Origin of the sequence: Proteus alimentorum (genome assembly GCF_002607735.1) — a bacterium.
GTDB classification, from domain to species: Bacteria; Pseudomonadota; Gammaproteobacteria; order Enterobacterales; family Enterobacteriaceae; genus Proteus; species Proteus alimentorum.
The window spans coordinates 47899-74145 of record NZ_NBVR01000018.1; the positions used below are offsets into that span (position 1 = coordinate 47899).

Here is a 26247-nt window from a genome sequence, read left to right on the forward strand (position 1 = left end):
ATACTTTCATTTTTAATGAGAGATATAGGTGTTTTGATAAAGCCAAATATTTTGGACTTTTTTAAGTGTAATATTTTGCCCGTCAGTCAGCGAATGCGCTTGTTTTCCCGCCTCGTTAATAATTGGAATATCTAATGCATTGGCTAATACGGTTGTATTCGACAGTGGGTTACCATGACTTAATAAAATTCCTTTGATCTTGTTGGTATCAAGAGTCATTAATGTGGAGGGATGAAGCTGCTTTGTCACCAGAATTGCGTTTGTATATGGAGGATGTGTGATTGGTGGAGGTGCAGCGGTTAAATAACGTAGTAACCGAGATAAAATATCATCTAAATCACTTTCACGGGCACGCATATTATCATCATCCATTTGCGCATAAGTATCTATTAAATCAATAAATGTCTGCTGTAAGGCAAATTCGGCATTACAGTGATGTTTGCTTATCATGCCACATACCGTCAGTTGCAATTCAGTATTTTCTAATAAGAAGCGGTGACTAGAAAAAATATGGGCATATTGTTCTCCAATCTTGCGATAGGCTTCTTCAGTTAACCCGTCTATATCTTTTTTGGCGCGCTCCATGGCTTTCACGAGACGTTTTTGCTCTTCCAGTAATAAATGAGAGGATATTTTTTTACGAGGGATCACGAAACGATGATAAGGGTATAGCCAAACAGGTGCGGTGATAATTCTGACTGGTTCGTAATTTGTGTTTTTAGGATGAATATTAAAGTTAGGGAGATTTTCGCCTAATTGCAGTTTTTTAATTGTAATGGTTTTATGCGCCGCTTTTTCTGCTTCTTCAAGTGAAGCGCCTAGGGCAATGCTATTGGCAGCCGCCAAAGTACCTTCAACAATCGGTGCCGAACTTAACGCGACGTGAGTGGCAATGTTATGTTCAAGATTAGCGATGGCGAGTGCGGCATTTTGTGCTGAATGATAAGTATCGAGTAAAACGAGTACACCTTGTTTGCTATAGCACTTTTTAATTGCTGTGAGTATCGTTTTTGGTGACACTTCACTAGCAAGATCAGACGGTGTTTGATAGTTGGTTGCAATGGCAATTTTTACTTGGCGATCTACAGTCTGATTAACGAGCTCTTTGATACCATTGGCGAGCGTAAGGCTCTTTGAAACTAATACGATACTGACCATAAAGCACCTTTTTTGTAAATGCAAACAGGGAGATAAACACTCCCTGTTTACTCAGACTTTAATAAAGCCATTCCCGTCCTAATTGGTCGGCAGTTAAAATCGCGGCATAAACTTTATCGGAATCGACATCAAATGGCATGTTGTAAATTGTCTCACCTTCAGCACAACTTAGCTCAGCAACCGCCATGATTTTTTCATTTAATTCATCGCCTGTTGCATTGATACCTAACTCTTCTAAAGTGACAGGCAGCCCGACGAGAATACAGAAATCAAGGAACTCTTCTAACTCTTCTAATGGACTGTTTTCTAACACTAATTGGACTAACGTACCAAAGGCGACTTTTTCACCATGATACATGTTGTGACACTCTTCTAGTGCCGTAAATCCATTATGAATGGCATGGGCAGCCGCAAGACCCGCACTTTCAAAACCGATACCACTTAAGAAAGTATTAGCTTCAATAATATTTTCTACCGCCGTTGTACAAACCCCCCGGCTTACGGCGAGTTTTGCTTTATAGCCATCTTCTAAAAGGGTGTTATAGCAAAGTTCAGCCAGAGCTAGGGCGGCAAGTGTTGATTTGCCGCCTGCCATGGTCTGTTTTTGGGCATGACTACAGGCTCTTGCTTCGAAATAGGTTGCTAAAGCATCCCCCATTCCTGCTACTAATAAACGAGCCGGCGCAGAAGCGATGATATTTGTGTCCATCACGACAACGTCAGGATTTGTTGGGTAGAAAAGGTAACTATCAAATGCGCCTAATTCAGTATAAATCACAGAAAGTGCGCTTGTTGGTGCATCAGTAGAAGCAATGGTTGGGGAGATGACGACAGGAAGCTGGCATTTATAAGCAACAGCTTTGGCAGTATCAAGTGTTTTACCACCACCAACGCCGATGATCACAAGAGAGGCTTGTGCTTTTGCTAGTTCAGATAATCGATTGATTTCGTTGTGTGTGCATTCACCATTAAAAAGTTCAAAGTGCCCATTAACTTCATACTGAGACATGCTATCTTTAACGGTACTACCAACGAGTTCCATAACAAATTTGTCGGCAATAATCAGTGCTCTATCACCAAAAGGCTTCGCGTATTTACCAATATGATATAGTGCGTCTGGCCCTTGAATATATTTAGCGGGGGATTGAATAACTTTTAACATAATAGACTCCTACTATTCGCAAAAGAGAGTAAAAAATCCTTATGGTGAGACTCGTCATCCCAACTGACATATAACAATATGGAGATGTTCTAAGAATACATTAACAGTTTAATGGATGAATAAAATAATTTATTGTAAATAATTAAGGACTTTTATATTAGCATGTGAAAAACATCCTAATACTGATATTTAAGTCATATTTCGTGAGTTATTTAACTAATCATGCTAATTAATTGCTATGCGAAATATTTGCATAAAACAACAAATAATCTCAATCAGAGTAAAGCTTCATAAAATTGGCTTATGAAGCTTTATTATTTGAATTATGGCATTAATTTCACTATTTTTTTGCGAGGTGAGGCGGATTATGAGTGAATTTCAGCATAATCTTGTTTTTGATTTTCTTGTGCGAAAAAGTGACGCAAAATAAAATTCAATAAAACACCATAAGCAGGCAAGAAAAACAGCATACAAATGGTCAATTTAAACACGTAGTCAACTAATGCAATTTCAACCCAATTCTCTGCCATAAATGCGTCAGTACTACGATAAAATGCAATAAAGAAGAATGCGAGAGTGTCGAGTAAATTACCAAAGAACATCGCGGCACTTGGTGCTACCCACCATTTTTGCTGTTGTCTTAAACGATTAAAGACAGACACATCCATGATTTGACCTAACACATAAGCCATAAAGCTTGCTGTCGCAATTCTTGCCACCATGATATTAAAATCAGCTAATGAGGCAAAACCCTGCCAACTTCCTTGGAAAAAGAGCGTTGAGATCAGGTAAGAAATCGCTAATGCAGGTAGCATAACGGCGGTAATAATGCGTCTGGCAAGTGGTGCGCCATAAATACGAACCGTTAAATCTGTTGCCAGAAAAATAAACGGAAAGGTAAAGGCACCCCAAGTGGTGTGGAAACCAAAAATGGAAATAGGCAATTGCACAAGATAGTTACTAGAGGTAATTATCAGGATGTGGAACAAAGAAAGCCATAACAGCGCCACCGCTTTTTGGCGGGGAGTAAACGTATACATAAATTGTACCTTTTTAGTGATTGGGGTGAGGGAACCCAATAAAACAGTGATTTCTCTCTTATAATGAGAGGATGCGCATAATACGCCTGTTGCGCAACAAAAGCAAAGGTTAGGGGTACCTTTGTGCTTAATGTGCCGTGATGTGAACACGAAAGCGAGATATAATAACGCAATCTGTCAGTGTAAGAAGAATGGTTAATAGAATGAATGCTCAATTTGATGATGCAACTAAGACATTAGATACGCTAGGACTACGTTGCCCTGAGCCTGTGATGTTAGTACGTAAAACCATAAGAAATATGGCATTAGGTGAGACATTATTAGTGATTGCTGATGATCCGGCCACAGTGCGTGATATTCCTGGCTTTTGTCGCTTTATGGAACATGATTTATTAAATCAAGAGACGCAATCTGCACCTTATCGCTATCTTATTCGTAAAAAAGAGAGCAATTTGTAATTTATACTGTAAATGTTGCTTAACTTCGCGCTAAAAAATAACCCAAACTCCAGATTAACTGAGGTTTGGGTTTTGTTATTTTAGTGTGTTTACTCTTTATTTGAGACGCTAATTTTTACTCTTAACAGCCTTACCGCGTTGGCCGTAACCAGTGCTGTTGCGCCGGAATCAGCAAGCACTGCAACCCAAAGCCCTGTTATACCTAATAAGCTTGTGACTAAGAACACAGCTTTTAAGCCCAGCGCAATCGTGATGTTTTCACGGATAATTTTACGTGTCGCGCGAGATAACTTAATAATTTCAGGTAAGCCCGTTAAACGGTTATGCGTTAATGCCGCATCTGCAGTTTCAAGTGCAACGTCAGTACCGCTTCCCATTGCGACGCCAATGGTGGCTGCTTTCATTGCTGGCGCATCATTGATACCATCGCCTACCATCATTGTGTTATGTGTTTTACTGATCTCCATGACTGAAGTCACTTTATCTTCAGGCAGTAACCCAGCTCGGAAATCCATACCTAGCTTTTTCGCAATCGCCGCGGCTGCTCTTGGATTATCCCCCGTTAGCATCACAGCATTGATGTTCATCTCTTTCAATAATTTCATTGATTCAACAGCATCACTGCGTAAGGTATCTTGCATAGCAATAACACCGATAAGTTGACGCTCTTTTAATACCACAACAACGGTTTTACCTTCATCTTCAAGACGTGCAACTTCTTGTTGCCATTGAGAAGAGAGTGATGTGGCTTCTGATAATTGAGAAGGGGCACTCACTAGAATATGTTGGCTATTTAAATAACCTTCAATTCCTTTACCCGCGAGGGCTTTACGATCTTCCGCTTCAACAACATGCACGCCTTCATCTTGTGCTTTATTGATAATGGCTTTTGCTAATGGGTGATGAGAGCCAATTTCTACCGATGAAGCAAAGGTCAGTACTTCTTTTTCATTAAATCCGGTTTCAGCCACAACATCAGTAACTTGAGGTTTCCCTTCTGTTAATGTACCCGTTTTATCTAATGCGATAGTATTCACCGTGCCTAATTGCTCTAATGCTGCACCGCCTTTGATCAGCGCTCCGCGTTTAGTGGCTGCCGCTAATGCGGAAGTGATTGCAGCGGGTGTTGAGATAACTAAAGCACAAGGACAACCAATAAGTAATAGGGTTAAACCGCGGTAAATCCATGTTTCCCAAGGTTGTGAGAACAACAGGGGGGGAACAATGATAACCAGTGCAGAGAACAGCATAATCGCGGGTGTATAGTAACGGCTAAAGCGGTCAATAAAGCGTTCAATAGGCGCTCTGCGCTCTTCAGCTTCTTCAATCAATTGCAAAATACGATCGATAGCATTTTGCCCTTGTTCAGATACCACTTTCATCTGTACAGATCTATCCACAGATAAACAACCCGCTGCCACTTTTTCGCCTTGTAGACGTTCTACGGGTACGGATTCACCTGTTAATGCACTTTCATCAAAGCTTGCAAAAGCACTGACTAACTCCGCATCTGTTGGCAAACGTGAGCCCGGAGCAATTTCAATGATGTCGCCTGGACGTAATTGCGCAACAGGTACAGTTTGTTTCTTACCGTCTTTGACTAATGTCGCTTCTTCTGGCACTAACGCCATGAGGGCACTTACACCACGACGCGCACGTCCTGCGGCGTAAGACTCCAGCATTTCACCAATCATAAACAGCAAAATAACCATTGCTGCTTCTTCGGTAGCATTAATAAATAGGGCGCCAATGGCGGCAACACTCATCAATGTTTCGATGGCGAATGGTGTACCACTGCGAATAAGTTGCAAGGACTTTTTCACAATGGGGAATAAACCAATTAAGGTGGTTGCAATAAAGGCGGCACGACCTGCTTGAGGATCAATAAATTCTACACCCCAGCTAATCGCCATTAAAAGTGCCAAGACAATAACAAATGAGCTCTCTTTTAAGAGGCTCTGTTTAGCGACTTTTTGAGATTGGGGCGATGAGAGATCAAAAAGCTCAAAACCTGCACTGTTAATTGCTGCAATCACATCAGCGCGTAGATCGCTATCAGCATCAACAACCAATTTTTCGGTGGCAAAAAGGACTTTTGCTTGTTTTACACCGGCGACTTTGAGTGCTGCTGTTTCAATTTTTTGAGCGCAACTCGGGCAATCCATTCCTTGCACTTTCCAACTAAAGCGTTGCTGTGCAATCTTTTCAGGCTCAATGTTAGAAACAGGGGCGTTGATATCACAGCTTCCATGAGCATGATTGTGCTCATCATGGCTATGATCATGACCGTCATGTTCGTGGGAGTGTCCGTGGTGATGCTCATCCTCGCATTCAGGGTCACTTTTATCTATCTTGGTATGAGAATGTCCGCTTTCAGTATGTGAGTGCGTACTATTCTCTGAGTGACCTGAACAGCATTGAGAGCTTGAGCAACAAGCATCGGTATGTTTATGATTATCGTGTTGATGAGCATGTTTAGTCATAACTGGCTCTCCTTGTTCAACAAAGTAAAGTCTAAATTCATTTATCTGATAAGTACTTTACAGCTTGGAGTAGAGTCCAGAGTCAAGATACTGAAAGCCTATTCATTGGCAAAAAGTGCGAATTAGCTCAAAAAATTAACCCCTCATTCTATTTTGTAAAAACAAGGGGTTAATGGATGCTAAAGGAATAAAGCTCTAACGATGAAGAAATGCCCAATAAAATAACAGGCACTGACAAGTCCTTTAGACGCTGAAAATGAGAAGCGGAAGCGGTTGATTAGCCATATAGAGTAAGCGATTACTAACAATAATGAACCAATCATCACTGATAAGTTGTAATCATTGCTTAAGTAGAAGAATTTTTCGCCAGCAACCCAAAACATCGCAAATGCGGCTAATAAAGTTAGAGAGGCTGGAATGGCTAATTTATCAAGCTTAGTCCAAACAATGGCTAAAATGATAATGAAAGCAAAAATAACAAACCCCAGTAAAGGAAGATAGAAAGAGAGCTGGAGTGGCAGTAAAAAGCTCACCATATAGAGTATGTAGCTTAGAAAAACCAAAGCAAGAGACGGTAGTAAATACTTACCATCAAATATTCTTAAGATATCAGAAAGCAGTGTCGCTAATAATGCACCAACAATAAGATAGCTATTAATATTGTGTTCGGGAATTTGCCATGCCCAAAGTAATAAAAGAAGTAGCGTGATAGGACGGAATAACCATCGTTGCCAATTAGGGCCTCGATATGCGGCATCGATATAAAGCCATCCGGAGAATAATACGGCGAGAAAAGGCCAACTCATAATATCTTCCTTATATTCAGAACTGTTTCATTATTCATAACAGAAAGATTAATTTAAGAATAGCGGTTAATGACGAAACTGATGGACTTATTAAAATAATATAAAGCACACTGTTTTTTAATCCATATAACGATAGGAATTAATGTAATGAATAAAGCGGCTATTTTAGGAATTGCAGTACTGATCATTATTATAGCGTCAGCAACTTATCGTTTCTTCGAACAAAGAAAACAGCGAATAAGTGATGATAATTCACCCGTTGTACTCTATATGGTTGAAGTCATTGATAAAAAAGAAATTTCAGCAAATGAACGGCGCTCAAGAGAAAATGACGTGAATGGTCCAGAATTAACACATTATTATCAAGTGACCTTTCGTTTAACCACTGACTCTCGTAACGATTTAGTGTTAAGGATTAATAAATCCGCTTATCAAAATATTGAACCTGAAATGAAGGGGCGCCTGTTTATGCAGGGCAGTCGTTTTATAAAGTTTGAAACAGATATACCGAGTGATGAACCCAGCGAGAAATAAGAAAATTTGTTTATAAGATTGGCAACCTCTGGGGTGCAGTTTAGATGTCAACGACCCCAGATAATTGCGAGGATATAACCATATTTACGGTCGTTGTTTGGTCTTGTTTTTCTGTTTTTCTTCGTATTCTTTTCGTAATTCTTTTTGTATTTTTAAGAGCTCAAAGATCCCAAAGAAGAAAATGCGAAACTGTAATGCCGTTGATGGTTTTTGATCTTCAGGTTGTCCCGCTTTATACATAACGATTTGTAAGCCATGCATAATCACCATAAAAATCATAGCGATATCCATAAAGTATTTTAAAGGTTTAGGGAATGGGGAAATAATATTTAAAAACAGAAAGCCCCAAACACCGACCATTAAAAATCGGCCAAAAAAGATTAACATAGCAGCTCCATAAAAAATTAAGCAGATAAATTGCGAATATAAAGACGATACGCAACTTGTCCTGCGATCTTCTCTCTATGCAATGTCCAATGAGTCGGAATTGTATAAGTCTGTGCTTTAACTTCTTCCTCAATATAAATATAGCAATCTTGTGCTAACCAACCGTTATTTTCTAATAATTGGATAGTGTCTGACAACATGCCTTTATGAAAAGGAGGATCTAAAAAAACGACATTATAAGGGGAACCTTGTTTGGCAAGATATGACAATGCACTGTCTTGAATGACGTGCCCATTATCTGCCTTAAGTAAGGTTAAGTTTGCGGTAATTTGTTGGGCAACCGTACGTTCATATTCGATAAACGTGGTTTCACGAGCATAGCGAGAAAGGGCTTCAATTCCTAAGCCACCGCTTCCTGCAAAACAGTCGAGGCAACGGGCATCTTGGATAACAGGCATTAGCCAATTAAAGAGTGTTTCTTTCACACGATCCGTTGTTGGTCGTAATCCTTGGCTATCAAGAACAGGAAGTTTACGACCACGCCATTTTCCCCCAATTATTCTGATTTGTCCCATTGGGGCTTTTTGTGGTTTTTTGGCCATATTATTTTGATTTATATCGTTTAAACGTGAGTTTTGGAGTGTCTTTTGGAATAAGGAATTCGTGTCTGTTGTTATCTCGATGACTTCCCTTGATTTAATCCGCAATAATTTACCATAAAATTCGTATAAAAGATGCGTTTATCCATGATCAAATGATAGACTTCATTATTATTTTCAATATCGTCAATGTAATCGCGCCATGATTTAGTGCGAGGAGTTTAGTAGCTAATGGCAAAAGAAAAAAAAGGTTTTTTCTCGTGGCTCGGTTTTGGGCGTAACAAAGAAGAAAATATTGAGCAAGAGAAAGAACAGCAACGCTTAGAAGAAGAGCGTTTAGAACAAGAGCGTTTGGCAAAAGATGCTCAAGAAGAAGCGGTTCGCCAAGCGCAATTAGAAGCAGAACAAGAACGTTTAGAATCAGAGCGCCAAGAAGCGCAACGTGTTGTGCAAGATAGATTGGCACAAGAAGCTGAAAAACAACGTTTAGAACAAGAAAAAGCCCTGCGCCACGCAGAGATAGAGGCTGAGCAAGCGCGTTTAGAGGCAGAGCATGCAGAACAAGCACGCTTGGCTCAAGAAGCGCAAGCCCAACGCCTTGCGCAAGAAGAAGCTCAGCGCCAAGCTGAACTTAAAGCGGAACAAGAACGTTTAGAAGCGCAACGCCAAGAAGCCGCGCGTCTAGAGCAGGAACGTCTGGCGCAAGAAGCCGAAGCGCAACGCCTTGCACAAGAAGAAGCTCAGCGCCAAGCTGAACTTAAAGCGGAACAAGAACGTTTAGAAGCGCAACGCCAAGAAGCCGCGCGTCTAGAGCAGGAACGTTTAGCGCAAGAAGCCGAAGCTCAACGCCTTGCACAAGAAGAAGCTCAGCGCCAAGCTGAACTTAAAGCGGAACAAGAACGTTTAGAAGCGCAACGCCAAGAAGCCGCGCGTCTAGAGCAGGAACGTTTAGCGCAAGAAGCCGAAGCTCAACGCCTTGCACAAGAAGAAGCTCAGCGCCAAGCTGAACTTAAAGCGGAACAAGAACGTTTAGAAGCGCAACGCCAAGAAGCCGCGCGTCTAGAACAGGAACGTTTAGCGCAAGAAGCCGAAGCTCAACGCCAAGAAGCCGCGCGTCTAGAGCAGGAACGTTTAGCGCAAGAAGCTGAAGCACAACGCCTTGCACAAGAAGAGGAAAATGAACGTCTCGCTATTGCGCAAGCAGAAGCTGAAGATATTGAATCTTTACGTGAAGACGTACTGGCAGATAAAGTTGTTGAACAAGAGAAACCTAAGAAAGAAGGCTTCTTTAGCCGACTGAAAAAAGGTTTACTGAAAACTCGTCAGAACTTAGGTTCAGGATTCCTTGGTCTATTTCGTGGTAAGAAGATTGATGATGAACTTTTTGAAGAGTTAGAAGAGCAACTCTTAATTGCTGATGTGGGCATGGAAACCACCACTAAAATCATCACTAGCCTGACCAAACATGCCAGTCATAAAGATCTTAAAGATGCTGAAGCCCTTTACGGTAAATTACGTGAAGAGATGAGCGATATTTTAAGTAAAGTTGATAAACCATTAAATATTGAAGGTAAAAAACCTTTTGTTATTTTAATGGTTGGCGTGAACGGTGTTGGTAAAACAACCACAATCGGAAAATTAGCGCGACAATACCAAGCGGAAGGTAAATCCGTCATGTTAGCTGCGGGTGATACATTCCGAGCGGCGGCTGTTGAACAGTTACAAGTTTGGGGTGAGCGTAATAATATCCCTGTTGTGGCGCAACATACTGGCGCTGATCCTGCATCTGTTATTTTTGATGCAATTCAATCAGCCCAAGCAAAAGGTGTCGATGTTCTTATTGCTGATACCGCAGGACGATTGCAGAATAAATCCCATTTAATGGAAGAGCTGAAAAAAATCGTTCGTGTTATGAAGAAATTAGACGAAGAAGCACCACACGAAGTGATGCTGACGTTAGATGCAAGTACCGGACAAAATGCAGTTAGTCAAGCTAAACTCTTTAATGAAACAGTTGGGCTAACTGGATTAACATTGACTAAACTCGATGGTACAGCAAAAGGGGGCGTTATCTTCTCTATTGCTGATCAGTTTAGTATTCCTATCCGTTATATCGGGGTAGGTGAAGGTATTGAAGATCTACGTCCGTTTAAGGCCGACGATTTTATTGAGGCTCTGTTTGCCCGCGAGGAGTAGTTTTAATGATCCGCTTCGAACACGTCAGCAAGGCTTATTTAGGTGGAAGACAAGCATTACAGGGGGTTGATTTTCATCTTCGTCCTGGTGAAATGGCTTTTTTAACGGGTCACTCTGGTGCCGGTAAAAGTACATTGCTTAAGTTAATTTGTGGAATAGAACGCCCAAGTGATGGCGCTATTTGGTTTGCTGGTCATGATATCAGTAGACTAAAAAATAGTGAGATCCCTTTTCTGCGTCGTCAAATTGGGATGATCTTCCAAGATCACCACTTATTGATGGACAGAACGGTTTATGACAATGTTTCTCTTCCTCTAATTATTGCTGGCGCGAGTGAAGAGGATATTCGGCGAAGAGTTTCAGCCGCTTTAGATAAAGTAGGACTATTGGATAAAGCCAAAAATTATCCTATTCAGCTCTCTGGCGGTGAACAACAGCGTGTCGGTATTGCGCGCGCTGTTGTGAATAAACCGACTGTTTTACTCGCAGATGAACCAACAGGTAACCTTGATGGCGAGCTTTCAGAAGGTATTATGCGCCTTTTTGAAGAGTTCAACCGTGTTGGCGTAACGGTGTTAATGGCAACGCACGATATGTCGCTGATAGAACGCAGAAATTATCGCATTCTTACATTAGGGCAAGGCAGAATGGTGGGAGGACAAAATGGCTAAAGCAAAAAGTTCCCGTAAATCAATGCCAACGCCAGGTGCAAAAACCAAGGCGCTAAAAGGGGGAAGACGCGAACAGTGGCGCTATGCATGGCGTAACACAATGGCAGATTTTTTACGCCAACCGCTCTCTTCTTTTTTAACGGTAATGGTTGTTGCTATCTCTCTCACCTTACCTAGCATCTTTTATATAGTGTGGAAGAATGTCTCCACTGCGGCTGAACAATGGTATCCAACACCACAATTAACGGTTTATCTTGATAAATCTCTTGATGATTCATTAGCTGAAGCTACCATCAAGAAAATAGAAGCCTTAGAAAAAGTTGAGGGTGTTAACTATCTTTCACGACAAGATTCGCTAGTGGAATTTCGTTCTTGGGCTGGTTTTAGTAGTGCGTTAGACATGTTAGAAGAGAATCCATTGCCTGCGGTTGCGATAGTGACACCTGTTATGGAGCCTAGCGATCAACAATTAATGGTAAATTTACGTGATACAGTAGCGAAAATACCCGGTGTTGATGAAGTAAGAATGGATGATAGTTGGTTTACTCGGCTTTCAACGTTAACTTCATTAGTCGGGCAAATCGCTTTAGTGATTGGTACATTGATGGTTGTTGCCCTATTACTGGTGATTGGTAACAGTGTGCGCCTCAATATTTTCAGTCGCCGTGACACCATCAATGTAATGAAGCTAATTGGTGCAACTGATGGCTTTATTATGCGTCCTTTCCTTAATTGGGGACTGATCCTTGGCTTTATTGGTGCCATATTTGCCCTGATTTTTTCAGCCTTACTGGTGTGGAAACTCTCTGATGTGGTGACTCAAGCCGCGACCGTGTTTGGAACTTCATTTTCCATTTCAGGACTAGGTTTTGATGAATCTATCATTCTTATTCTCGTTGCTATGACAATTGGCTGGCTTGCTGCATGGTTGACGACAATGCAGCATTTGCGTCAATTCACGCCAGAATAATCTATAAGCATTTTTATCCTCTAAATAATGAGAAGATATTTTTTATCAGGTTGGGTTACGTTAATATCGTCACCCAGCCATTTTATCGACGCCCCGTCTCTGGCATAATAATACACACGCTCTTTTCTACGATAAGGTAACAGTCATATTTGCTATCTGTGATAGAAAAGTACAAAGATATGTAAACATAGATGCGAGATGAACCTTTAGTCTTTATGCTGGTCAAATAGTCGTTATGATAAAAACACATCGTAAAAAACCTTAACTGGCTTCTTATTTAAGCTATATTTAGAAGGCTCATCTAATTTCCCTTATCGCAATAATTTTATTATTTATTTGATTTTCATGAGGATTTGAATGACAAAAGAAATGCAATCCTTAGCATTGGTTCCGCAAGGCAGCATCGAAGCGTATATACGTGCAGCCAATTCCTATCCGATGTTAACCGCAGAGGAAGAAAAGGAACTCGCTGAACGGCTGCATTACGATGGTGACTTGGATGCAGCAAGAACGCTTATCCTTTCACATCTGCGCTTCGTTATTCATGTTGCTCGCAGCTATTCAGGTTATGGCTTACCACAAGCGGATCTTATCCAAGAGGGTAATATCGGTTTGATGAAAGCGGTTCGTCGTTTTAACCCAGAAGTGGGTGTTCGACTCGTCTCTTTTGCGGTGCATTGGATCAAAGCTGAAATTCACGAATATGTGCTACGCAACTGGCGTATCGTGAAAGTCGCAACGACAAAATCACAACGTAAATTATTTTTTAATCTGCGAAAAAATAAAAAGCGTTTAGGCTGGTTTAATCAAGATGAAGTGGAACTTGTTGCAAGAGAATTAGGCGTGTCAGAAAGTGATGTCCGAGAAATGGAATCACGAATGTCAGCACAAGATATGGCATTTGATATGACCGCTGATGATAGTGATGACTCACATCCTATTGCACCAGTACTCTTCTTAGAAGATAAGTCTTCTGACTTTGCTGATGGTATTGAAGAAGATAACTGGGATAATCATGCAACGGATAAACTGACGTCAGCAATTGAAACTCTTGATGAACGTAGCCAAGATATTATTCGTGCTCGTTGGTTAGATGATGATAATAAATCGACATTGCAAGACTTGGCGACAAAATACGGTGTTTCTGCGGAGCGTGTTCGTCAATTAGAAAAAAATGCGATGAAGAAATTGCGTTTAGCGATTGAAGATTAATCACATTTCAAACCAAGCACACGCCCTCATAAAGTAGAGTATGTTATAAAAGCGATATGAAAATATCGCTTTTTTTGTTGCATGGAGAAAAGAACGTGAAAATAGTTATCGCCCCTGATTCATTTAAAGAAAGTTTAAGTGCGAAAGACGTTGCGATAGCAATAAAACAGGGTTTTTCACGTTATTTACCCAATGCGCAATATTGTTGTATTCCCATGGCGGATGGCGGTGAAGGTACGGTGACATCGCTGTTGGATGCAACGCAAGGCCGTTTTATCTCTACTCAAGTGTGCTCGCCTTTAGGTAAACAAGTGACTGCAACTTGGGGACTTTTAGGTGATAACACCACGGCTGTGATTGAAATGGCACAAGCATCTGGTCTTCATCTTATCCCTTCATCTCAACGCGATCCCAATTTAACGACCAGTTATGGTACGGGTGAATTAATTAATGCCGCACTTGAGATGGGTGTTAAAAAAATTATTTTAGGGCTAGGGGGAAGTGCGACAAATGACGCTGGTGCAGGGATGATGCAAGCACTCGGTCTTGGTCTTAACGATAAGTTTGGTACATCTTTGCCTTTTGGTGGACGCTCATTAGCCCAACTTCATTCTATTGATATCACCAAACTTAATCCCAAACTAAAACAGATAGAAATTCAGATTGCTTGCGATGTCACTAATCCATTGTGTGGAGAAAATGGGGCATCCGCTATTTTTGGTCCTCAAAAAGGGGCAACCCAAGAAGATATTGCGCAACTTGATAACACATTACACCATTTCGGTACTTATCTTGAGAAAATGACTCAACGCAGTCTTATCAATATTGCAGGAAGTGGTGCAGCCGGCGGGGTGGCTCTGCCTTTGCTTGCATTTACGCAAGCAACACTTTCGCCGGGTGTCGAATTAGTTGCTAATGCTGTTGGATTAGAAAAACAGTTAATTGATGCAGATTTGGTGATCACTGGCGAAGGGCGAATGGATAGCCAGTCGGCGCAAGGTAAAACACCGACAGGCGTTGCTAAGTTGGCAAAAAAATATCACCTTCCTGTGATTGCGTTGGTCGGTGGTTATTTACCTGACTATGATGTGGTTCATCAGCAGGGTATTGATGCCGTTTTCTCTATTGTACCAGGTGTTTCTACACTGGCCGATGCACTTAATAACGCGCAAAAGAATCTGAATGAAACCGCTTATAATGTGGCTCGGCTTTATTATTCGTCATATTTCAAGCCGTAGCGTTTACTCGTTATACTTCAAGTTGTAGCGTTGTTGACTGCGTTCATTCGCACTAGTCACATACTGATGTATGCTTCTAGCGGCTCATTCACTTGTCGCCTAGCTACACCTTGAATTATTTAGAGTAAGAATCTTGTTATATTTCAAGTTGCAGAATTATTTAGAGTGAATTATTTAAAACATAGAGATCCGATTGTGGTGATGGATTAAATTGATGGTGTGCTAAAAAAGCATGTGCAATGTCATACCCATTTTCTTCAGTGGATAAGCTGATTGCCTGCCAATGGGAAATATCAGGATATGCTGATAAGCATTGTGTGAGTAAATAATGTCCAACACCGCGACGACGTGTTACTTCTCTTACCATAAAATCGGTGATAATGGCTTTTTCATCCGATAATTTAACCCAGCAAGCGGCTAACAATCGCTCATTAAATCTTGCCACAAAGAGTACATTCTCGTTGTTGATCTCGTTTTTTAGGGCTGATTGATAACGTATATCTTGCCAAATTTTGCCTAAATCAATACGGTCTTGTTCAGAGAGTTGTGTCAGTTTTTCAATGGTCAGTTTCATTAAATATCCTGTTAGTTCGCAGTGTGTCTTTTTTCTTTTAATGATGGCATTAAGATTTTGAGTGTGAAACACAATGCCAAACTCGTGAAGAACGCACAAGAGTAAAAGACATACTCATAGCTATTGCCTGTGACAAAATAGGTTGCCACCATCGGGCCTGCAGCCATTCCACAATAACGAATAAAATTATAAATCCCCATTGCAGTTGCTCTCATAGCACTAAAATGACTCACTAATAATGAGGTATGTGTAGGCATTGTTAATCCTAAAGAAAGCCCGTATAACACGGTTAAACCAAGCATTACAGGTAATGAAATTTGCCAAAAGAGTGCAAATAACATCAACATAATCAGATTGATACAAGAGGTAATAATCACACCATATTCCGCATTAAAGAGATGGCAAATTCTACGGTAAAGATAGCTACCTAAGATAAGCGCAATCGACATAGGTATATATAACCCACCTATTTCAGTGCTGTTAAGCTGATAGAGATTAAAGGCAATTAAGGGTAAGAAAACCAGTAGACAAAAATAGTTATAAAACACCATAAAACTCATAACAAATACAGATTTACCCGCAGGTGCCATAAGCACTTGTTGTATTGCAGATAGGCTTTTAAAGGCTTCTTTCTGCTCCGGACGTGTTTCAGATAAATAAAAGAGATGGGTAATAAGTAATATGGCACCGACAACGGACAAGAAAATAAAAATACCTTGATACTGATAATGTTGCGCTAAATATCCACCTAATAAAGGGCCACCGGCAGGGGCTAGCGCTAATAGCATTTGATACGATCCCATCGCTTTAGCGCGATCGTTTCCTTGATAAAGATCGCCAAGAATAGTGGCAGCAACCACGGGAATAGCTGCAATGCCAATGGCTTGGATCACCCGCCAAAAAATCAATACGCCAATAGAATTAGACCAAACACAACCCAAAGCTCCCACGATTGAAATGGCTAATCCGCCAAGCAAAATAGGCTTTCTTCCCCATTTATCAATCAATGAGCCGTAAAATAGTTGCATAACAGCCATGGCAAAAGTAAATGCAGATACTGTTAAATTAACCAATGATAACGTGGTATTAAATCGCTGTTGGATCAAGGGAAGCACTGGTGTATAGATGTTTTGCGCCAAAGAGCCTAATAGTGCGCTAAAGCAAATGAGATAAAATAGACTGCGGATTGATAGTTTCATAATATTGCCTTTTGTTATTTTGTTTCCACGGAAACAAAGTGAATAATAGCGATATTTTGATTGTTGTAAATACTTTTGTTACTATTTTATAAAATATTTTTTCCAAGGAAACAAAATGATAAAAGAGAATGTGACAACACAAGATTTGTTAAAAGGGTTAAGTGATTTTTTGCATCTTAAAGATGAACGGACCGATAACGATCATAAAAAAATATTAGAAGATAATGGGTTAGATAATTATTCACTCACAGAACTGCATGTGATCCATTGTATTGGTGAAGAGAGTATGAGAAATCTCACAACTATCAGTGAGTATATGGCAATGACACGAGGTGCTGTCTCAAAGATATGTAGTCGATTACAAACGAAAGGCGCGATTGAAAAAATAAAATTAGCAGATAATCAGAAAGAAATATTTTTTATCTTAACCGCTGAAGGCGAGCGGCTTTTTCATGCGCATGAGGTGTTGCATCAACAATCTCAAGCAAAATGGTCTGCATTATTTGAACAATATAATCAGAGTGAAAAACAAGCGATCCAACGTTTTTTTGCTGATGTGACAAACGCTTTTCGCCATTCGTAAAAAGGATAAACCTGAAAAGAAAACCCCCATATCATGGGATACAGGGGCAAGGTAATTATTTTTTATCTTCAGCAATACGATTACGGATATTATCTGCACGCTCTTTTGATGGTGGGTGAGAATCAAACATGCTTGAATCACCGCCACCTAGTTTAGCTAATTTCTCAAAACCTGTGACTAAACCTGCAGTGCTTACCCCACGTTTTTTCAGCAGATCATAAGAGAAATTATCCGCTTCTGACTCTTGGTGTTGAGAGAACTGAGCATTAACCAGTTTCTGTCCCATTTCAGCCAACTGAGAGCTACTTAATTGCGCTGCTACCCCCCCTGCGGATGCTGCTGCAGTACGTGCTGCAACCGTTGCGTGTGCAACTTGAATTGCTTTACGAGTATGACCTAAAGCAACGTGCCCCATTTCATGACCTAAAACGCCTTCAACTTCGTTATCTGTCATCATGTCCATTAAACCGCTATAAACACGAACACAGCCATTCGCCATAGCCCACGCATTCACATCTTTGGTCATATAAACTTTGTAGTTTACTGGCGTGCCATTAACTTCATTACCTAACGCTTTAGCGATATTATTTAAACGTTTAGTGTAGGTGCTATTTGCAGGTGCAACTTTATTTTGAGCATCCATTTCTTTACAAGCATCATTGGTTAGCGCTTTGATATCGTTATCGCTTAATGTTGCAGCTTGGAATAGTTGAGTGCCTGATTTGGCCAACATATCGGTATTAAGATTTTTACAACCAGAGAGCAGTGCTGCTGATACCATCACTGTAGCAAGTAATTTGATTTTCATTTTGAATTAAGTCCTTTTCTGCTGCGCAGTTTTATATAATTGCGTATTAAATACGAGCGGAAGAATAACAGTGCTTATCTATCGGTGCAATATAAGCATTTTAGGTAATAAATATTACCTCAATATATGTTTCTACTTTTTCCATCTAAAAAATATTATTTTTTATTCTTAAAATGATGATGAAAAAACATATTGGTTATTTTAACTTCTTTAAATTTAAGAAGATTAATATCATGTCTAATAGGGAGAAGATATATGTCCCTTAGTAATATCTATGTAGATCATTGATTATACTTACTCTGAGTGTACATTATGCTGTTTTGAATTTACTTGGAATAATACCAAAGAAACGTTGTATTCAGATGTGGATTTTATTTGTTTAATTCTGACAAATTTTATATTTTTAATATTTATTGCTTAGTGATAAATAAATAACGGTGCTTAAAACACCGCTATTAAGATTAAACCGAAAATGAATAAATTGATATCGATGTATCAGGAAACCATTAATTCATTGATGAGCATAAAAGGGCGGTTAATACGTTTTTCTGTTTGCTCATTAAAGAAATGAAGGTTTTCAGGATGAATGGTTAGACCAATTTTATTACCAATATTCACACCGTGATTGTTAGGTGCACGAATAACAATAGACTGCTTTTGTTTATCGCAAGTCGTGGCATAAATTAAAACATCAGCACCTAGTGCTTCAATAAATTCCACTTCAACATGAAAAAGGGGATGTTGATGACTAATGATCAAATGTTCAGGACGTAAACCTAATTTAATGGCTTGATAAGGAAGATGCTGAGATGAAATGGCAATATGCCCATCAGCGATTTCAATTACACCATGATTAATTGGGGCATCTAAGATATTCATTGCGGGAGAGCCCATAAACGTTGCCACAAATACGGAAGCTGGACTTTCATAAATCTCTAAAGGTGTCCCCACTTGCTCTATATTTCCTTGATTTAAAACCACCAGCTTATCTGCTAATGTCATCGCTTCTACCTGATCGTGCGTCACATAAATCGAGGTTGTTGAGAGTTTTCGTTGTAATTTTTTAATCTCAAGGCGCATTTGAACACGTAATTTTGCATCAAGATTAGAGAGTGGTTCATCAAATAAAAATACTTTGGGTTTACGCACAATGGCTCTTCCCATTGCGACACGTTGACGTTGTCCACCAGAAAGCTCTTTCGGTTTTCTATCCAATAAATGACTGATTTCTAGCATGTTAGCCGCATTTGTGACAAGTTCTTCTATTTGGGCTTTGGGTGTTTTTCGATTACGTAAACCATATGCCATGTTGTTATAGACAGACATATGAGGATAAAGCGCATAGTTTTGAAACACCATGGCGATATCTCGCTCACTCGGTTCATGTTCATTAACCCGTAAATTATCAATGAGTAAATCGCCTTGTGTGATGGTTTCCAACCCTGCAATCATGCGTAGCAATGTTGATTTGCCACAACCACTTGGGCCAACTAACACCACCATTTCACCTTGCTCAATAGAAAGGTTCAATTTCGAAATAGCTTGGTGTCCATTAGGATAGCGTTTTTCTAAATCAGTGAGCGTTACGGTTGTCATATTATTTCTCCGTATCAATAAAGCCTTTAATAAAGGCTCTTTGCATCAGAATGACGATAAGAACTGGCGGCAACATGGCTATTAACGTGGTTGCCATAATTTTATTCCATTCAACGACACCATCAGAAACCGCAACCATCTGTTTAATTCCCATCACAATGGTGTAGTAGTGGGTATCAGTTGTGATCAACATTGGCCAAAGATATTGATTCCACCCATAAATAAAGGTGATAACAAAAAGGGCAGCGATATTGGTGCGAGAGAGAGGAAGCAAGATAGTAAAAAAGAATTTAATCGGCCCAGCACCATCAATTTGGGCGGCTTCAATTAATTCAGGAGTGATGGTCAGAAAAAATTGGCGAAATAAAAAAGTGGCTGTGGCGCTGGCAATTAATGGAATGGTTAAACCTGCATAAGAGTTCAACATATTGAGGTTAGTGACGACTTCAAATGTCGGCATAATGCGCACTTCAACAGGTAACATTAAGGTAAAAAAGATAGTCCAAAAGGCAAGCATCCGCCCCGGAAAGCGAAAGAAAACCACGGCATAGGCCGATAAAATCGATATAGTTAATTTCCCTAGGGTGATCACTAACGCCATAACTAAAGAATTTAATAACATGCTGTTAATTGAAATCGCACTATTTTGCGTGGTGCCTGCCTGTGAAAATATCGTTTTAAAAATATTGAAGCCTTCAGTACCAAACCAAAGAGGAGAGCCTGTGGCAAACTCGGTGTTTTGATGGGTTGTTGCCACTAGCGCAATCCAGACAGGGAATGCAACAGATAGTATGCCGACAATAAGGATCAAGTGGCAGAATGCATGAAATAAAGGTCTACGTTCAACCATCAGTAAGCCACCTTTTTCTCAACATAACGAAATTGAATAAGGGTTAATATCGCGACAATAAACATCAAAATAACGGATTGTGCGGCGGAAGAGCCTAAATCTAATCCCACAAAACCATCGTTATAGACCTTATAAACCAGTGTTGAGGTGCTACTACCGGGGCCGCCTTGCGTCATCGCGTGGATAATGGCGAAAGTATCAAAAAAGGCATAAGCAAAATTAACCACCAGTAAGAAAAAGGTTGTGGGAGAAATTAAAGGAAAACTGATAGTTATAAAGCGCTTAATGGGACCACTACCATCGATAGCCGCTGCTTCTAAAAGGGATTTAGGTACAGATTGCAAGGCGGCGAGGAAAAACAGAAAGTTATAACTCACTTGTTTCCATGTCGCTGTTAAAATCACCATCCACATCGCGTGATGTGTATTAAGCACGGGATCCCAATTAATGCCTATTTTCTTTAATTGTTGGCTTAATACGCCAATTGTGGGATCAAGCATAAATAGCCACAGAAAGCCTGCAATAACTGGCGCTATCGCATAGGGTGAAATTAAAATAGTGCGATAAAAAAGTTTACCTCGCAAAATTTGCTCGGCAATGCCTGCCAAAATAAGCGCTGACAGCATAGAGAGAAAGACGACACTGGTACTGAAAATAAGCGTGGTGACCAAACTATCAAAGTAATAACGATTGCTAAAAAGCCGCTGAAAATTTTCAAAACCAACAAATTCTCGACTCAGTCCAAATGCATCTTCTAATTGAAATGACTGAAAGAAAGCTTGCCCAGCAGGCCAAATGAAAAAGATCAGCGTGATCGCTAATTGAGGAAAAATTAGCGCGAGAGGTAACCCTTTTTGTTTAAAATAAATGGATTGAGAAGCCATACAATATCCAGTAAATCGATAAAAGCAGAAGGCGAGCGACTTTGCTCGCCTAATGTAAGTGACTATTGTTGAGTGCGTTCAAAACGGCGTAACTGCTCATTCCCACGCGTAACCGCATTATCTAACGCAACTTGAGCACTTTGTTTTCCTGACCACACTTTCTCTAACTCTTCATCAACGATTTCTCGAGTTTGCAGGAAATTACCAAAGCGTAATCCTTTTGAATTGGTGGTTGGTTCTGAGGTCGTCATTTGTAATATTGCTGTATCTGCGCCAGGATTTTGCTGATAAAAGCCTTGTTGCTGTGTTAATGCATAAGCGGCTTTAGTGACTGGCAAATAACCCGTTGCTTGGTGCCAATCGGCTTGAACTTCAGGGCTTGAAAGATAGGTAAAGAATTTGGCAACACCGTTATATTCGGCATCTGGACGCCCTGACATTACCCATAACGATGCACCACCAATAATGGTATTTGCTGGTTTTTGTACCAGAGTATCGTCGTAAGGTAATTGGCTAACACCAATATCAAGACCTTTCATATTTTCTTTAATACCTGCAAATCCTGCGGATGATTCCATCACCATGGCGCATTCTTGGGTATAAAACAGAGGCATTGCATCCGATTGACGTCCGCCATATTTGAAAATACCGGATTTCGACCAATCTGCCATTTGTTGAATATGATTAACGAAAGGTGCCTTATTAAAAAGGAAAGTCGTATCAACGCCATCAAACCCATTATTTTTTGTCGCAATAGGTAAATTATTACGCGCACCAAAGTTTTCGATTTGTGTCCATGATTGCCATGTGGTGGTAAATCCACATTTCACTCCAGAATCGAGTAGTTTCTGAGAAACTGCTTCCATCTCTTTCCATGTTTTTGGCGGTTGTTCTATGCCTGCTTTTTTAAAGAGGGCTTTGTTGTAATAAAGTACAGGTGTAGAGCTATTAAACGGCAGTGACATCATTTTTCCATCGCTGGTGGTGTAATAGCCCGTGACAGTTGATAAATAACTATTAGGATCAAAAGGCTCGTTGGTTTTTTCCATTAATTGATAAACAGGAAAAACGGCTTTTTTTGCCCCCATCATGCTCGCTGTGCCCACTTCAAAGACTTGCACAATAGCGGGTTGGTTTTTAGCACGAAATGAAGCCACTGCACTGGTCATCGTTTCAGCGTAAGTGCCTTTATAAACGGGTTTTATCTCATATTCAGATTGACTGGCGTTAAAATCAGAGGCGATTTGATTTACTTTTTGACCGAGCGCACCTCCCATTGCATGCCACCATTCAATTTGTGTTTTTGCGTGTGTAGGAGAAGTAAATAACGCCATTGCAACAGCAAGACCTGTTATTGATTTTATCGACATGCAGAATTTCCTTTTTAATCGAAAGTTAAAGGTGCAATCTAATCTGCGGATTACCCTAAATGTTGTTTATGACAAAGGGGTGACAATTAAATGAAGATATATTGATGGTATGACTGTCAAATTGCTGTCATAAATGGTTGTCATGATGTCGGCACAAATGAAAAGGAGAGAGAAATGAAGATAGCTGCTCACCGAGGTTTTTCTGGAAAAGCGCCTGAAAATACACTGGCTGCGTTTAAAATGGCGATTGATTTCGGGTGTGAATGGATTGAAACGGACGTGCAATTAACCGCGGATCATGTTCCTGTGCTTATTCATGATAAAACAGTTAATCGTTGCACGAATGGGCAAGGCGCTGTGCGTTTTCATACCTTAGATGATTTACATCGCCTTGATGCTGGAAGTTGGTTTAGTTCACTCTATCAAGGTGAGAAAGTTCCTTCTTTAAGGCAAGGATTGCAGCTCATTAAGCGTTCAGGAACAAAGCTCAATATTGAACTGAAAACATGGCCTGATGATGATGTTGAACGTTTATGTTTAGCGGTTTCTGACATGATAAAAAGTGCAGATATTCCGAATGAGCAAATTCTGTTTTCTTCTTTTGATACGCATGCACTGATCGTTATGAAACGATACCTACCTTCTATTCGCAGAGGCCAATTGTGGGATGAAATTCCTGATAATGCGTTAGAAACACTAAAAGCGATCGATGGTTTTAGTGTGCATTGTAATTACAAATATCTCACACAAGAACAAGCTCAAATGCTGAAACAAGCGGGGTATGAAATTTATTGTTATACCCCGAATGATCCTGAAGAAGTGAAAGATTTTGAGCAATGGGGGGTTGATATGCTGATCACTGATATGCCTGATGTTTATCTACCCAATGTTGATCAAATAGCAAAGTGAAAAAGTACTAACAATCCTGCTTACTTATATTGAATAAGGCGTTATTGATGTGTTTGATGACGCCTTTTATCCTTTTCCTTTCGTATTTTAATTACATAAATTAAATAAGAGAAATGTTGAGTAATTGATGTTTTCTTTACATTCTCTGCTATTATCCTGCGCAATTAATGAATAGGTATTATTCAACGCGGTAATGTTTATCTCATTAAAAATAAAAATGGGGAAAATGGTTAGCGAATATGGCGACCTTATCCACCCAACCTCTAAGAGTAGAGGTGCGTTATTTCTACTTTAATTGCCAATAATATCATTGAGAGTGAAATATGAAAGAACTCGTTGTTGTTGCCATTGGAGGCAACAGTATTATTAAAGACAATGCTAGCCAGTCTATCGCTCATCAAGAACAAGCAGTACAAGAGGTTGCAGCCCATATTAGTGATATGGTGGCTGAAGGGTATAATATTGTTTTAACTCATGGTAATGGGCCACAAGTCGGGCTTGATTTACGTCGCGCTGAAGTGGCGCATGTGCAAGAAGGTTTGCCGTTAACACCTTTAGCTAACTGTGTTGCTGATACACAAGGCGGTATTGGTTATTTAATACAACAAGCGTTAACGAATAAGCTTCGTGTTCAACAAAATAAACAAGCCATTACCCTTATCACACAAGTTGAAGTCGATGAAAACGATCCCAATTTTGTTTCTCCAACAAAACCTATTGGTGCATTTTTCTCTGCACAAGAGATGGTGCAACTAAAGAAAGAAAATCCTCAATGGCATTTTGTTGAAGATTCTGGCCGTGGTTATCGTCGTGTTGTTGCCTCCCCAATTCCACAACATGTTATTGAATCTAGCGCAATTAAGTCACTGTCAGAATACGGCTATGTCGTCATTGCAGTGGGGGGCGGTGGTATTCCTGTGATTAAAAATGCACAGGGAAATTACCAAAGTGTCGATGCCGTTATTGATAAAGACTTGTCATCAACATTGCTCGCAAAAGAATTACATGCAGATATTCTTATCATCACCACTGGTGTTGAAAAAGTCTGTATTCATTTTGGTAAGCCAGAACAAAAAGCATTGGGTGAAACATCGGTTGAGGAAATGACACAATATATGCATGAAGGGCATTTCCCACCAGGCAGTATGCTTCCTAAAATTGAAGCCAGCCTCTCATTTTTAGCCGCTGGTGGAAAAAGAGTGATTATCACAACGCCAGAAAAACTGGCTTCAGCCTTAAAAGGTGAAACAGGAACGCATATCGTTGCCTAATCATTGCCATAAGTAGTGTTTGATAATGTCATTAATAAGCGCCTTATTGTAAACAGTAAGGCGCTTATTTTGTGTGAGCCTTAAATATAGGGAGCTATTGAGTAGGATGATTAGCGGGATAGGCTTTTGCATAATGACGAGGATTTAATCGTGCAAATAATCCGATAGTCACAATCACTAAAATAGCATGAAATGCCCATGCATAAGTAAAGCTTCCATCCGGTTGGCGTAATAGCACAGCAACTAAAGGGCCAAAAGCCGCAATAATAAAGCCACCACCTTGCATTAAGGCTGACAGAGCACCCGCTTGCGAGGGATCAGGAATATGATCGAGCGCGACAATCATCATCATGGAAAAACATCCACCTAAGCCGCAGCCTAAGAAAATACTCCACAGATAAGGCGCACTCATTGGAATAGCCATTATTGCAATAAAACCGATAAATTGACTTACTAATGTCAGCATAAGCCAAAAACGTCTGTCGTGATTTTTAGCCGCTAAGAACGGAATAATTAAAGCGGCAGAGGCTTGGAAAAGAGAAAGGATAGCGACAAGAGAGCCACTTTGTGCGCTTGGCATTCCTAACGATTGGTAGAAAGGTGCCAGCCATGTCACAACAGAGGCGTAACCTGCATTAACGCAACCAAAACCTAAAATAAGCAATCTTGTTCTGGGGCGCCAAATTAAGGTATTGAGTGATAGTTTATTAGCAGATGTGACACTGTTTTTAATAGAAAAAAGAATAGCGACAAATGCAAAACCTGCTGGAAGTGCAAACCACGCTAAAGCATTTTGCCAATGACCATTAGATGCGTAATAATCGGGGATAATTGAGCACCTAATGCGCCTCCCCCCATTAGCATGGCGGAATACAGCCCCATCATAATAGGCGTTCGATGTCCAAACCATCCTTTAATAGTGCCAGGAAATACTGCTTGAATATAAGCAACGCTCAAACCGCAAAAGAGGGCAGTCAGTAATAACTGATTGCCATCAGAAACATAAGCTCGAGAAAATGAGCCGATAAGAAGCAACAACATTGCGACTAACAGCCCTTTCCGAACTTGAATATAAGATTGTAAGAAAGGAACGATTAATGCGCCTATTCCCATTAAAAGCATGGGTAATAAGGTGAGTAATGAGACTTGGCTATAACTCATTCCTGTTGATACAATAATATTATCAATAATAGGGCCTGGGCCAGTTAAGAAGGGGCGTAAATTTATCCCGATTAAAATAATAGTCAGGACAATCTGCCATGTTTTTTTTCTTGGTAAGGCAGTCATTA

The 26247-nt window shown here is 40.1% G+C and carries 24 protein-coding genes and 1 pseudogene; 10 read left to right on the top strand and 15 right to left on the bottom strand.

Annotated elements, in window-relative coordinates; all coding sequences use genetic code 11:
- Positions 1-12: 12 nt before the first annotated feature.
- The 3 genes from B6258_RS03160 to B6258_RS03170 form a co-directional block, all read right to left on the bottom strand.
- Complete coding sequence (locus B6258_RS03160; protein ID WP_099074054.1) at positions 13-1158, bottom strand: phosphoenolpyruvate-utilizing N-terminal domain-containing protein; 1146 nt, start codon at positions 1156-1158, stop codon at positions 13-15.
- Positions 1159-1216: 58 nt separating this feature from the next.
- Positions 1217-2320 (bottom strand): glycerol dehydrogenase, encoded by a 1104-nt coding sequence (locus B6258_RS03165; protein ID WP_099074055.1) that lies wholly within the window; start codon positions 2318-2320, stop codon positions 1217-1219.
- A gap of 365 nt (positions 2321-2685) precedes the next feature.
- Complete coding sequence (locus B6258_RS03170; protein ID WP_099074056.1) at positions 2686-3360, bottom strand: 7-cyano-7-deazaguanine/7-aminomethyl-7-deazaguanine transporter; 675 nt, start codon at positions 3358-3360, stop codon at positions 2686-2688.
- Positions 3361-3563: 203 nt separating this feature from the next.
- On the opposite strand from B6258_RS03170, the gene tusA reads away from it, so the two are divergent.
- Positions 3564-3818 (top strand): sulfurtransferase TusA, encoded by a 255-nt coding sequence (gene tusA / locus B6258_RS03175; protein WP_036933135.1) that lies wholly within the window; start codon positions 3564-3566, stop codon positions 3816-3818.
- Positions 3819-3907: 89 nt separating this feature from the next.
- Here the strand turns inward: tusA and B6258_RS03180 are convergent, their stop codons facing one another.
- Complete coding sequence (locus B6258_RS03180) at positions 3908-6301, bottom strand: zinc/cadmium/mercury/lead-transporting ATPase (protein ID WP_099074057.1); 2394 nt, start codon at positions 6299-6301, stop codon at positions 3908-3910.
- Between the two features lie 179 nt (positions 6302-6480).
- Positions 6481-7107, bottom strand: coding sequence for a lysoplasmalogenase (locus tag B6258_RS03185; RefSeq protein WP_099074058.1), 627 nt, complete (start codon positions 7105-7107; stop codon positions 6481-6483).
- Between the two features lie 147 nt (positions 7108-7254).
- Between B6258_RS03185 and B6258_RS03190 the strand changes: the two genes are divergently transcribed.
- Positions 7255-7641 carry a DUF2500 domain-containing protein gene (locus tag B6258_RS03190; protein ID WP_206073598.1) on the top strand — a complete coding sequence of 129 codons (387 nt, stop codon included), beginning with the start codon at positions 7255-7257 and terminating at the stop codon, positions 7639-7641.
- Positions 7642-7725: 84 nt separating this feature from the next.
- On the opposite strand, the gene B6258_RS03195 is transcribed toward B6258_RS03190, so the two are convergent.
- The gene (locus tag B6258_RS03195) at positions 7726-8028 is read right to left on the bottom strand and encodes a DUF1145 family protein (RefSeq protein ID WP_099074060.1); all 303 of its coding nucleotides are present in this window, start codon (positions 8026-8028) and stop codon (positions 7726-7728) included.
- A 17-nt stretch (positions 8029-8045) separates the two neighbouring features.
- Positions 8046-8630: a 16S rRNA (guanine(966)-N(2))-methyltransferase gene (gene rsmD, locus B6258_RS03200; protein ID WP_099074061.1), complete on the bottom strand. Its 585-nt coding sequence runs from the start codon at positions 8628-8630 to the stop codon at positions 8046-8048.
- A gap of 228 nt (positions 8631-8858) precedes the next feature.
- Here rsmD and ftsY point away from each other — a divergent pair, with 228 nt between their 5' ends.
- The 5 genes from ftsY (at position 8859) to B6258_RS03225 (ending at position 14914) form a co-directional block, all read left to right on the top strand.
- On the top strand, positions 8859-10823 hold the full coding sequence (ftsY, locus tag B6258_RS03205) for a signal recognition particle-docking protein FtsY (protein WP_099074062.1): 1965 nt from the start codon (positions 8859-8861) through the stop codon (positions 10821-10823).
- A gap of 5 nt (positions 10824-10828) precedes the next feature.
- Entirely contained in the window at positions 10829-11494 is a 666-nt protein-coding gene (gene ftsE / locus B6258_RS03210; RefSeq protein ID WP_023583735.1) for a cell division ATP-binding protein FtsE, read from the top strand.
- Positions 11487-12464 (top strand): permease-like cell division protein FtsX, encoded by a 978-nt coding sequence (gene ftsX / locus B6258_RS03215; RefSeq protein ID WP_099074063.1) that lies wholly within the window; start codon positions 11487-11489, stop codon positions 12462-12464. Before ftsE ends, ftsX begins: the two co-directional genes overlap by 8 nt.
- Before the next feature lie 357 nt (positions 12465-12821).
- Entirely contained in the window at positions 12822-13676 is an 855-nt protein-coding gene (gene rpoH, locus B6258_RS03220; RefSeq protein ID WP_023583733.1) for an RNA polymerase sigma factor RpoH, read from the top strand.
- A gap of 56 nt (positions 13677-13732) precedes the next feature.
- A complete protein-coding gene (locus B6258_RS03225) occupies positions 13733-14914 on the top strand; it encodes a glycerate kinase (protein WP_099074064.1) in 1182 nt (393 codons plus the stop codon).
- Positions 14915-15074: 160 nt separating this feature from the next.
- Here B6258_RS03225 and panM read toward each other — a convergent pair whose 3' ends face one another.
- The gene (gene panM, locus B6258_RS03230; protein WP_099074065.1) at positions 15075-15488 is read right to left on the bottom strand and encodes an aspartate 1-decarboxylase autocleavage activator PanM; all 414 of its coding nucleotides are present in this window, start codon (positions 15486-15488) and stop codon (positions 15075-15077) included.
- Positions 15489-15499: 11 nt separating this feature from the next.
- On the bottom strand, positions 15500-16687 hold the full coding sequence (locus B6258_RS03235) for an MFS transporter (protein ID WP_099074066.1): 1188 nt from the start codon (positions 16685-16687) through the stop codon (positions 15500-15502).
- Positions 16688-16802: 115 nt separating this feature from the next.
- Between B6258_RS03235 and B6258_RS03240 the strand changes: the two genes are divergently transcribed.
- A complete protein-coding gene (locus B6258_RS03240; RefSeq protein WP_099074067.1) occupies positions 16803-17270 on the top strand; it encodes a MarR family winged helix-turn-helix transcriptional regulator in 468 nt (155 codons plus the stop codon).
- A gap of 55 nt (positions 17271-17325) precedes the next feature.
- Here the strand turns inward: B6258_RS03240 and loiP are convergent, their stop codons facing one another.
- The 5 genes from loiP to ugpB form a co-directional block, all read right to left on the bottom strand.
- Positions 17326-18078, bottom strand: a complete 753-nt coding sequence (gene loiP / locus B6258_RS03245) for a metalloprotease LoiP (RefSeq protein WP_099074068.1) — start codon at positions 18076-18078, stop codon at positions 17326-17328.
- Between the two features lie 495 nt (positions 18079-18573).
- The gene (gene ugpC / locus B6258_RS03250; RefSeq protein WP_099074069.1) at positions 18574-19674 is read right to left on the bottom strand and encodes a sn-glycerol-3-phosphate ABC transporter ATP-binding protein UgpC; all 1101 of its coding nucleotides are present in this window, start codon (positions 19672-19674) and stop codon (positions 18574-18576) included.
- Between the two features lies 1 nt (position 19675).
- Positions 19676-20524: a sn-glycerol-3-phosphate ABC transporter permease UgpE gene (gene ugpE, locus B6258_RS03255; RefSeq protein WP_099074070.1), complete on the bottom strand. Its 849-nt coding sequence runs from the start codon at positions 20522-20524 to the stop codon at positions 19676-19678.
- Positions 20524-21408 (bottom strand): sn-glycerol-3-phosphate ABC transporter permease UgpA, encoded by an 885-nt coding sequence (ugpA, locus tag B6258_RS03260; RefSeq protein WP_099074071.1) that lies wholly within the window; start codon positions 21406-21408, stop codon positions 20524-20526. Before ugpA ends, ugpE begins: the two co-directional genes overlap by 1 nt.
- A gap of 62 nt (positions 21409-21470) precedes the next feature.
- Positions 21471-22778 (bottom strand): sn-glycerol-3-phosphate ABC transporter substrate-binding protein UgpB, encoded by a 1308-nt coding sequence (gene ugpB / locus B6258_RS03265; RefSeq protein ID WP_099074072.1) that lies wholly within the window; start codon positions 22776-22778, stop codon positions 21471-21473.
- A 174-nt stretch (positions 22779-22952) separates the two neighbouring features.
- On the opposite strand from ugpB, the gene B6258_RS03270 reads away from it, so the two are divergent.
- The gene (locus B6258_RS03270; protein ID WP_099074073.1) at positions 22953-23687 is read left to right on the top strand and encodes a glycerophosphoryl diester phosphodiesterase; all 735 of its coding nucleotides are present in this window, start codon (positions 22953-22955) and stop codon (positions 23685-23687) included.
- A 323-nt stretch (positions 23688-24010) separates the two neighbouring features.
- Positions 24011-24958, top strand: a complete 948-nt coding sequence (locus B6258_RS03275) for a carbamate kinase family protein (protein ID WP_099074074.1) — start codon at positions 24011-24013, stop codon at positions 24956-24958.
- Between the two features lie 94 nt (positions 24959-25052).
- Here the strand turns inward: B6258_RS03275 and B6258_RS18470 are convergent.
- Positions 25053-26245, bottom strand: a pseudogene (locus tag B6258_RS18470) (cyanate transporter).
- Positions 26246-26247: the final 2 nt, after the last annotated feature.

Excerpts from the sequence above, each read along its gene's own strand:
- B6258_RS03160 (WP_099074054.1), bottom strand. The coding sequence starts at position 1,158 with ATGGTCAGTATCGTATTAGTTTCAAAGAGCCTTACGCTCGCCAATGGT.
- ugpE (WP_099074070.1), bottom strand. The coding sequence starts at position 20,524 with ATGGTTGAACGTAGACCTTTATTTCATGCATTCTGCCACTTGATCCTT.
- B6258_RS03240 (WP_099074067.1), top strand. The coding sequence starts at position 16,803 with ATGATAAAAGAGAATGTGACAACACAAGATTTGTTAAAAGGGTTAAGT.
- rsmD (WP_099074061.1), bottom strand. The coding sequence starts at position 8,630 with ATGGCCAAAAAACCACAAAAAGCCCCAATGGGACAAATCAGAATAATT.
- rpoH (WP_023583733.1), top strand. The coding sequence starts at position 12,822 with ATGACAAAAGAAATGCAATCCTTAGCATTGGTTCCGCAAGGCAGCATC.
- B6258_RS03275 (WP_099074074.1), top strand. The coding sequence starts at position 24,011 with ATGAAAGAACTCGTTGTTGTTGCCATTGGAGGCAACAGTATTATTAAA.
- B6258_RS03185 (WP_099074058.1), bottom strand. The coding sequence starts at position 7,107 with ATGAGTTGGCCTTTTCTCGCCGTATTATTCTCCGGATGGCTTTATATC.
- B6258_RS03225 (WP_099074064.1), top strand. The coding sequence starts at position 13,733 with ATGAAAATATCGCTTTTTTTGTTGCATGGAGAAAAGAACGTGAAAATA.
- B6258_RS03195 (WP_099074060.1), bottom strand. The coding sequence starts at position 8,028 with ATGTTAATCTTTTTTGGCCGATTTTTAATGGTCGGTGTTTGGGGCTTT.
- ugpB (WP_099074072.1), bottom strand. The coding sequence starts at position 22,778 with ATGTCGATAAAATCAATAACAGGTCTTGCTGTTGCAATGGCGTTATTT.
- panM (WP_099074065.1), bottom strand. The coding sequence starts at position 15,488 with ATGAAACTGACCATTGAAAAACTGACACAACTCTCTGAACAAGACCGT.
- B6258_RS03270 (WP_099074073.1), top strand. The coding sequence starts at position 22,953 with ATGAAGATAGCTGCTCACCGAGGTTTTTCTGGAAAAGCGCCTGAAAAT.
- B6258_RS03190 (WP_206073598.1), top strand. The coding sequence starts at position 7,255 with ATGAATAAAGCGGCTATTTTAGGAATTGCAGTACTGATCATTATTATA.
- ftsX (WP_099074063.1), top strand. The coding sequence starts at position 11,487 with ATGGCTAAAGCAAAAAGTTCCCGTAAATCAATGCCAACGCCAGGTGCA.
- B6258_RS03170 (WP_099074056.1), bottom strand. The coding sequence starts at position 3,360 with ATGTATACGTTTACTCCCCGCCAAAAAGCGGTGGCGCTGTTATGGCTT.
- B6258_RS03235 (WP_099074066.1), bottom strand. The coding sequence starts at position 16,687 with ATGAAACTATCAATCCGCAGTCTATTTTATCTCATTTGCTTTAGCGCA.
- B6258_RS03165 (WP_099074055.1), bottom strand. The coding sequence starts at position 2,320 with ATGTTAAAAGTTATTCAATCCCCCGCTAAATATATTCAAGGGCCAGAC.
- ftsE (WP_023583735.1), top strand. The coding sequence starts at position 10,829 with ATGATCCGCTTCGAACACGTCAGCAAGGCTTATTTAGGTGGAAGACAA.
- tusA (WP_036933135.1), top strand. The coding sequence starts at position 3,564 with ATGAATGCTCAATTTGATGATGCAACTAAGACATTAGATACGCTAGGA.
- ftsY (WP_099074062.1), top strand. The coding sequence starts at position 8,859 with ATGGCAAAAGAAAAAAAAGGTTTTTTCTCGTGGCTCGGTTTTGGGCGT.
- B6258_RS03180 (WP_099074057.1), bottom strand. The coding sequence starts at position 6,301 with ATGACTAAACATGCTCATCAACACGATAATCATAAACATACCGATGCT.
- ugpC (WP_099074069.1), bottom strand. The coding sequence starts at position 19,674 with ATGACAACCGTAACGCTCACTGATTTAGAAAAACGCTATCCTAATGGA.
- loiP (WP_099074068.1), bottom strand. The coding sequence starts at position 18,078 with ATGAAAATCAAATTACTTGCTACAGTGATGGTATCAGCAGCACTGCTC.
- ugpA (WP_099074071.1), bottom strand. The coding sequence starts at position 21,408 with ATGGCTTCTCAATCCATTTATTTTAAACAAAAAGGGTTACCTCTCGCG.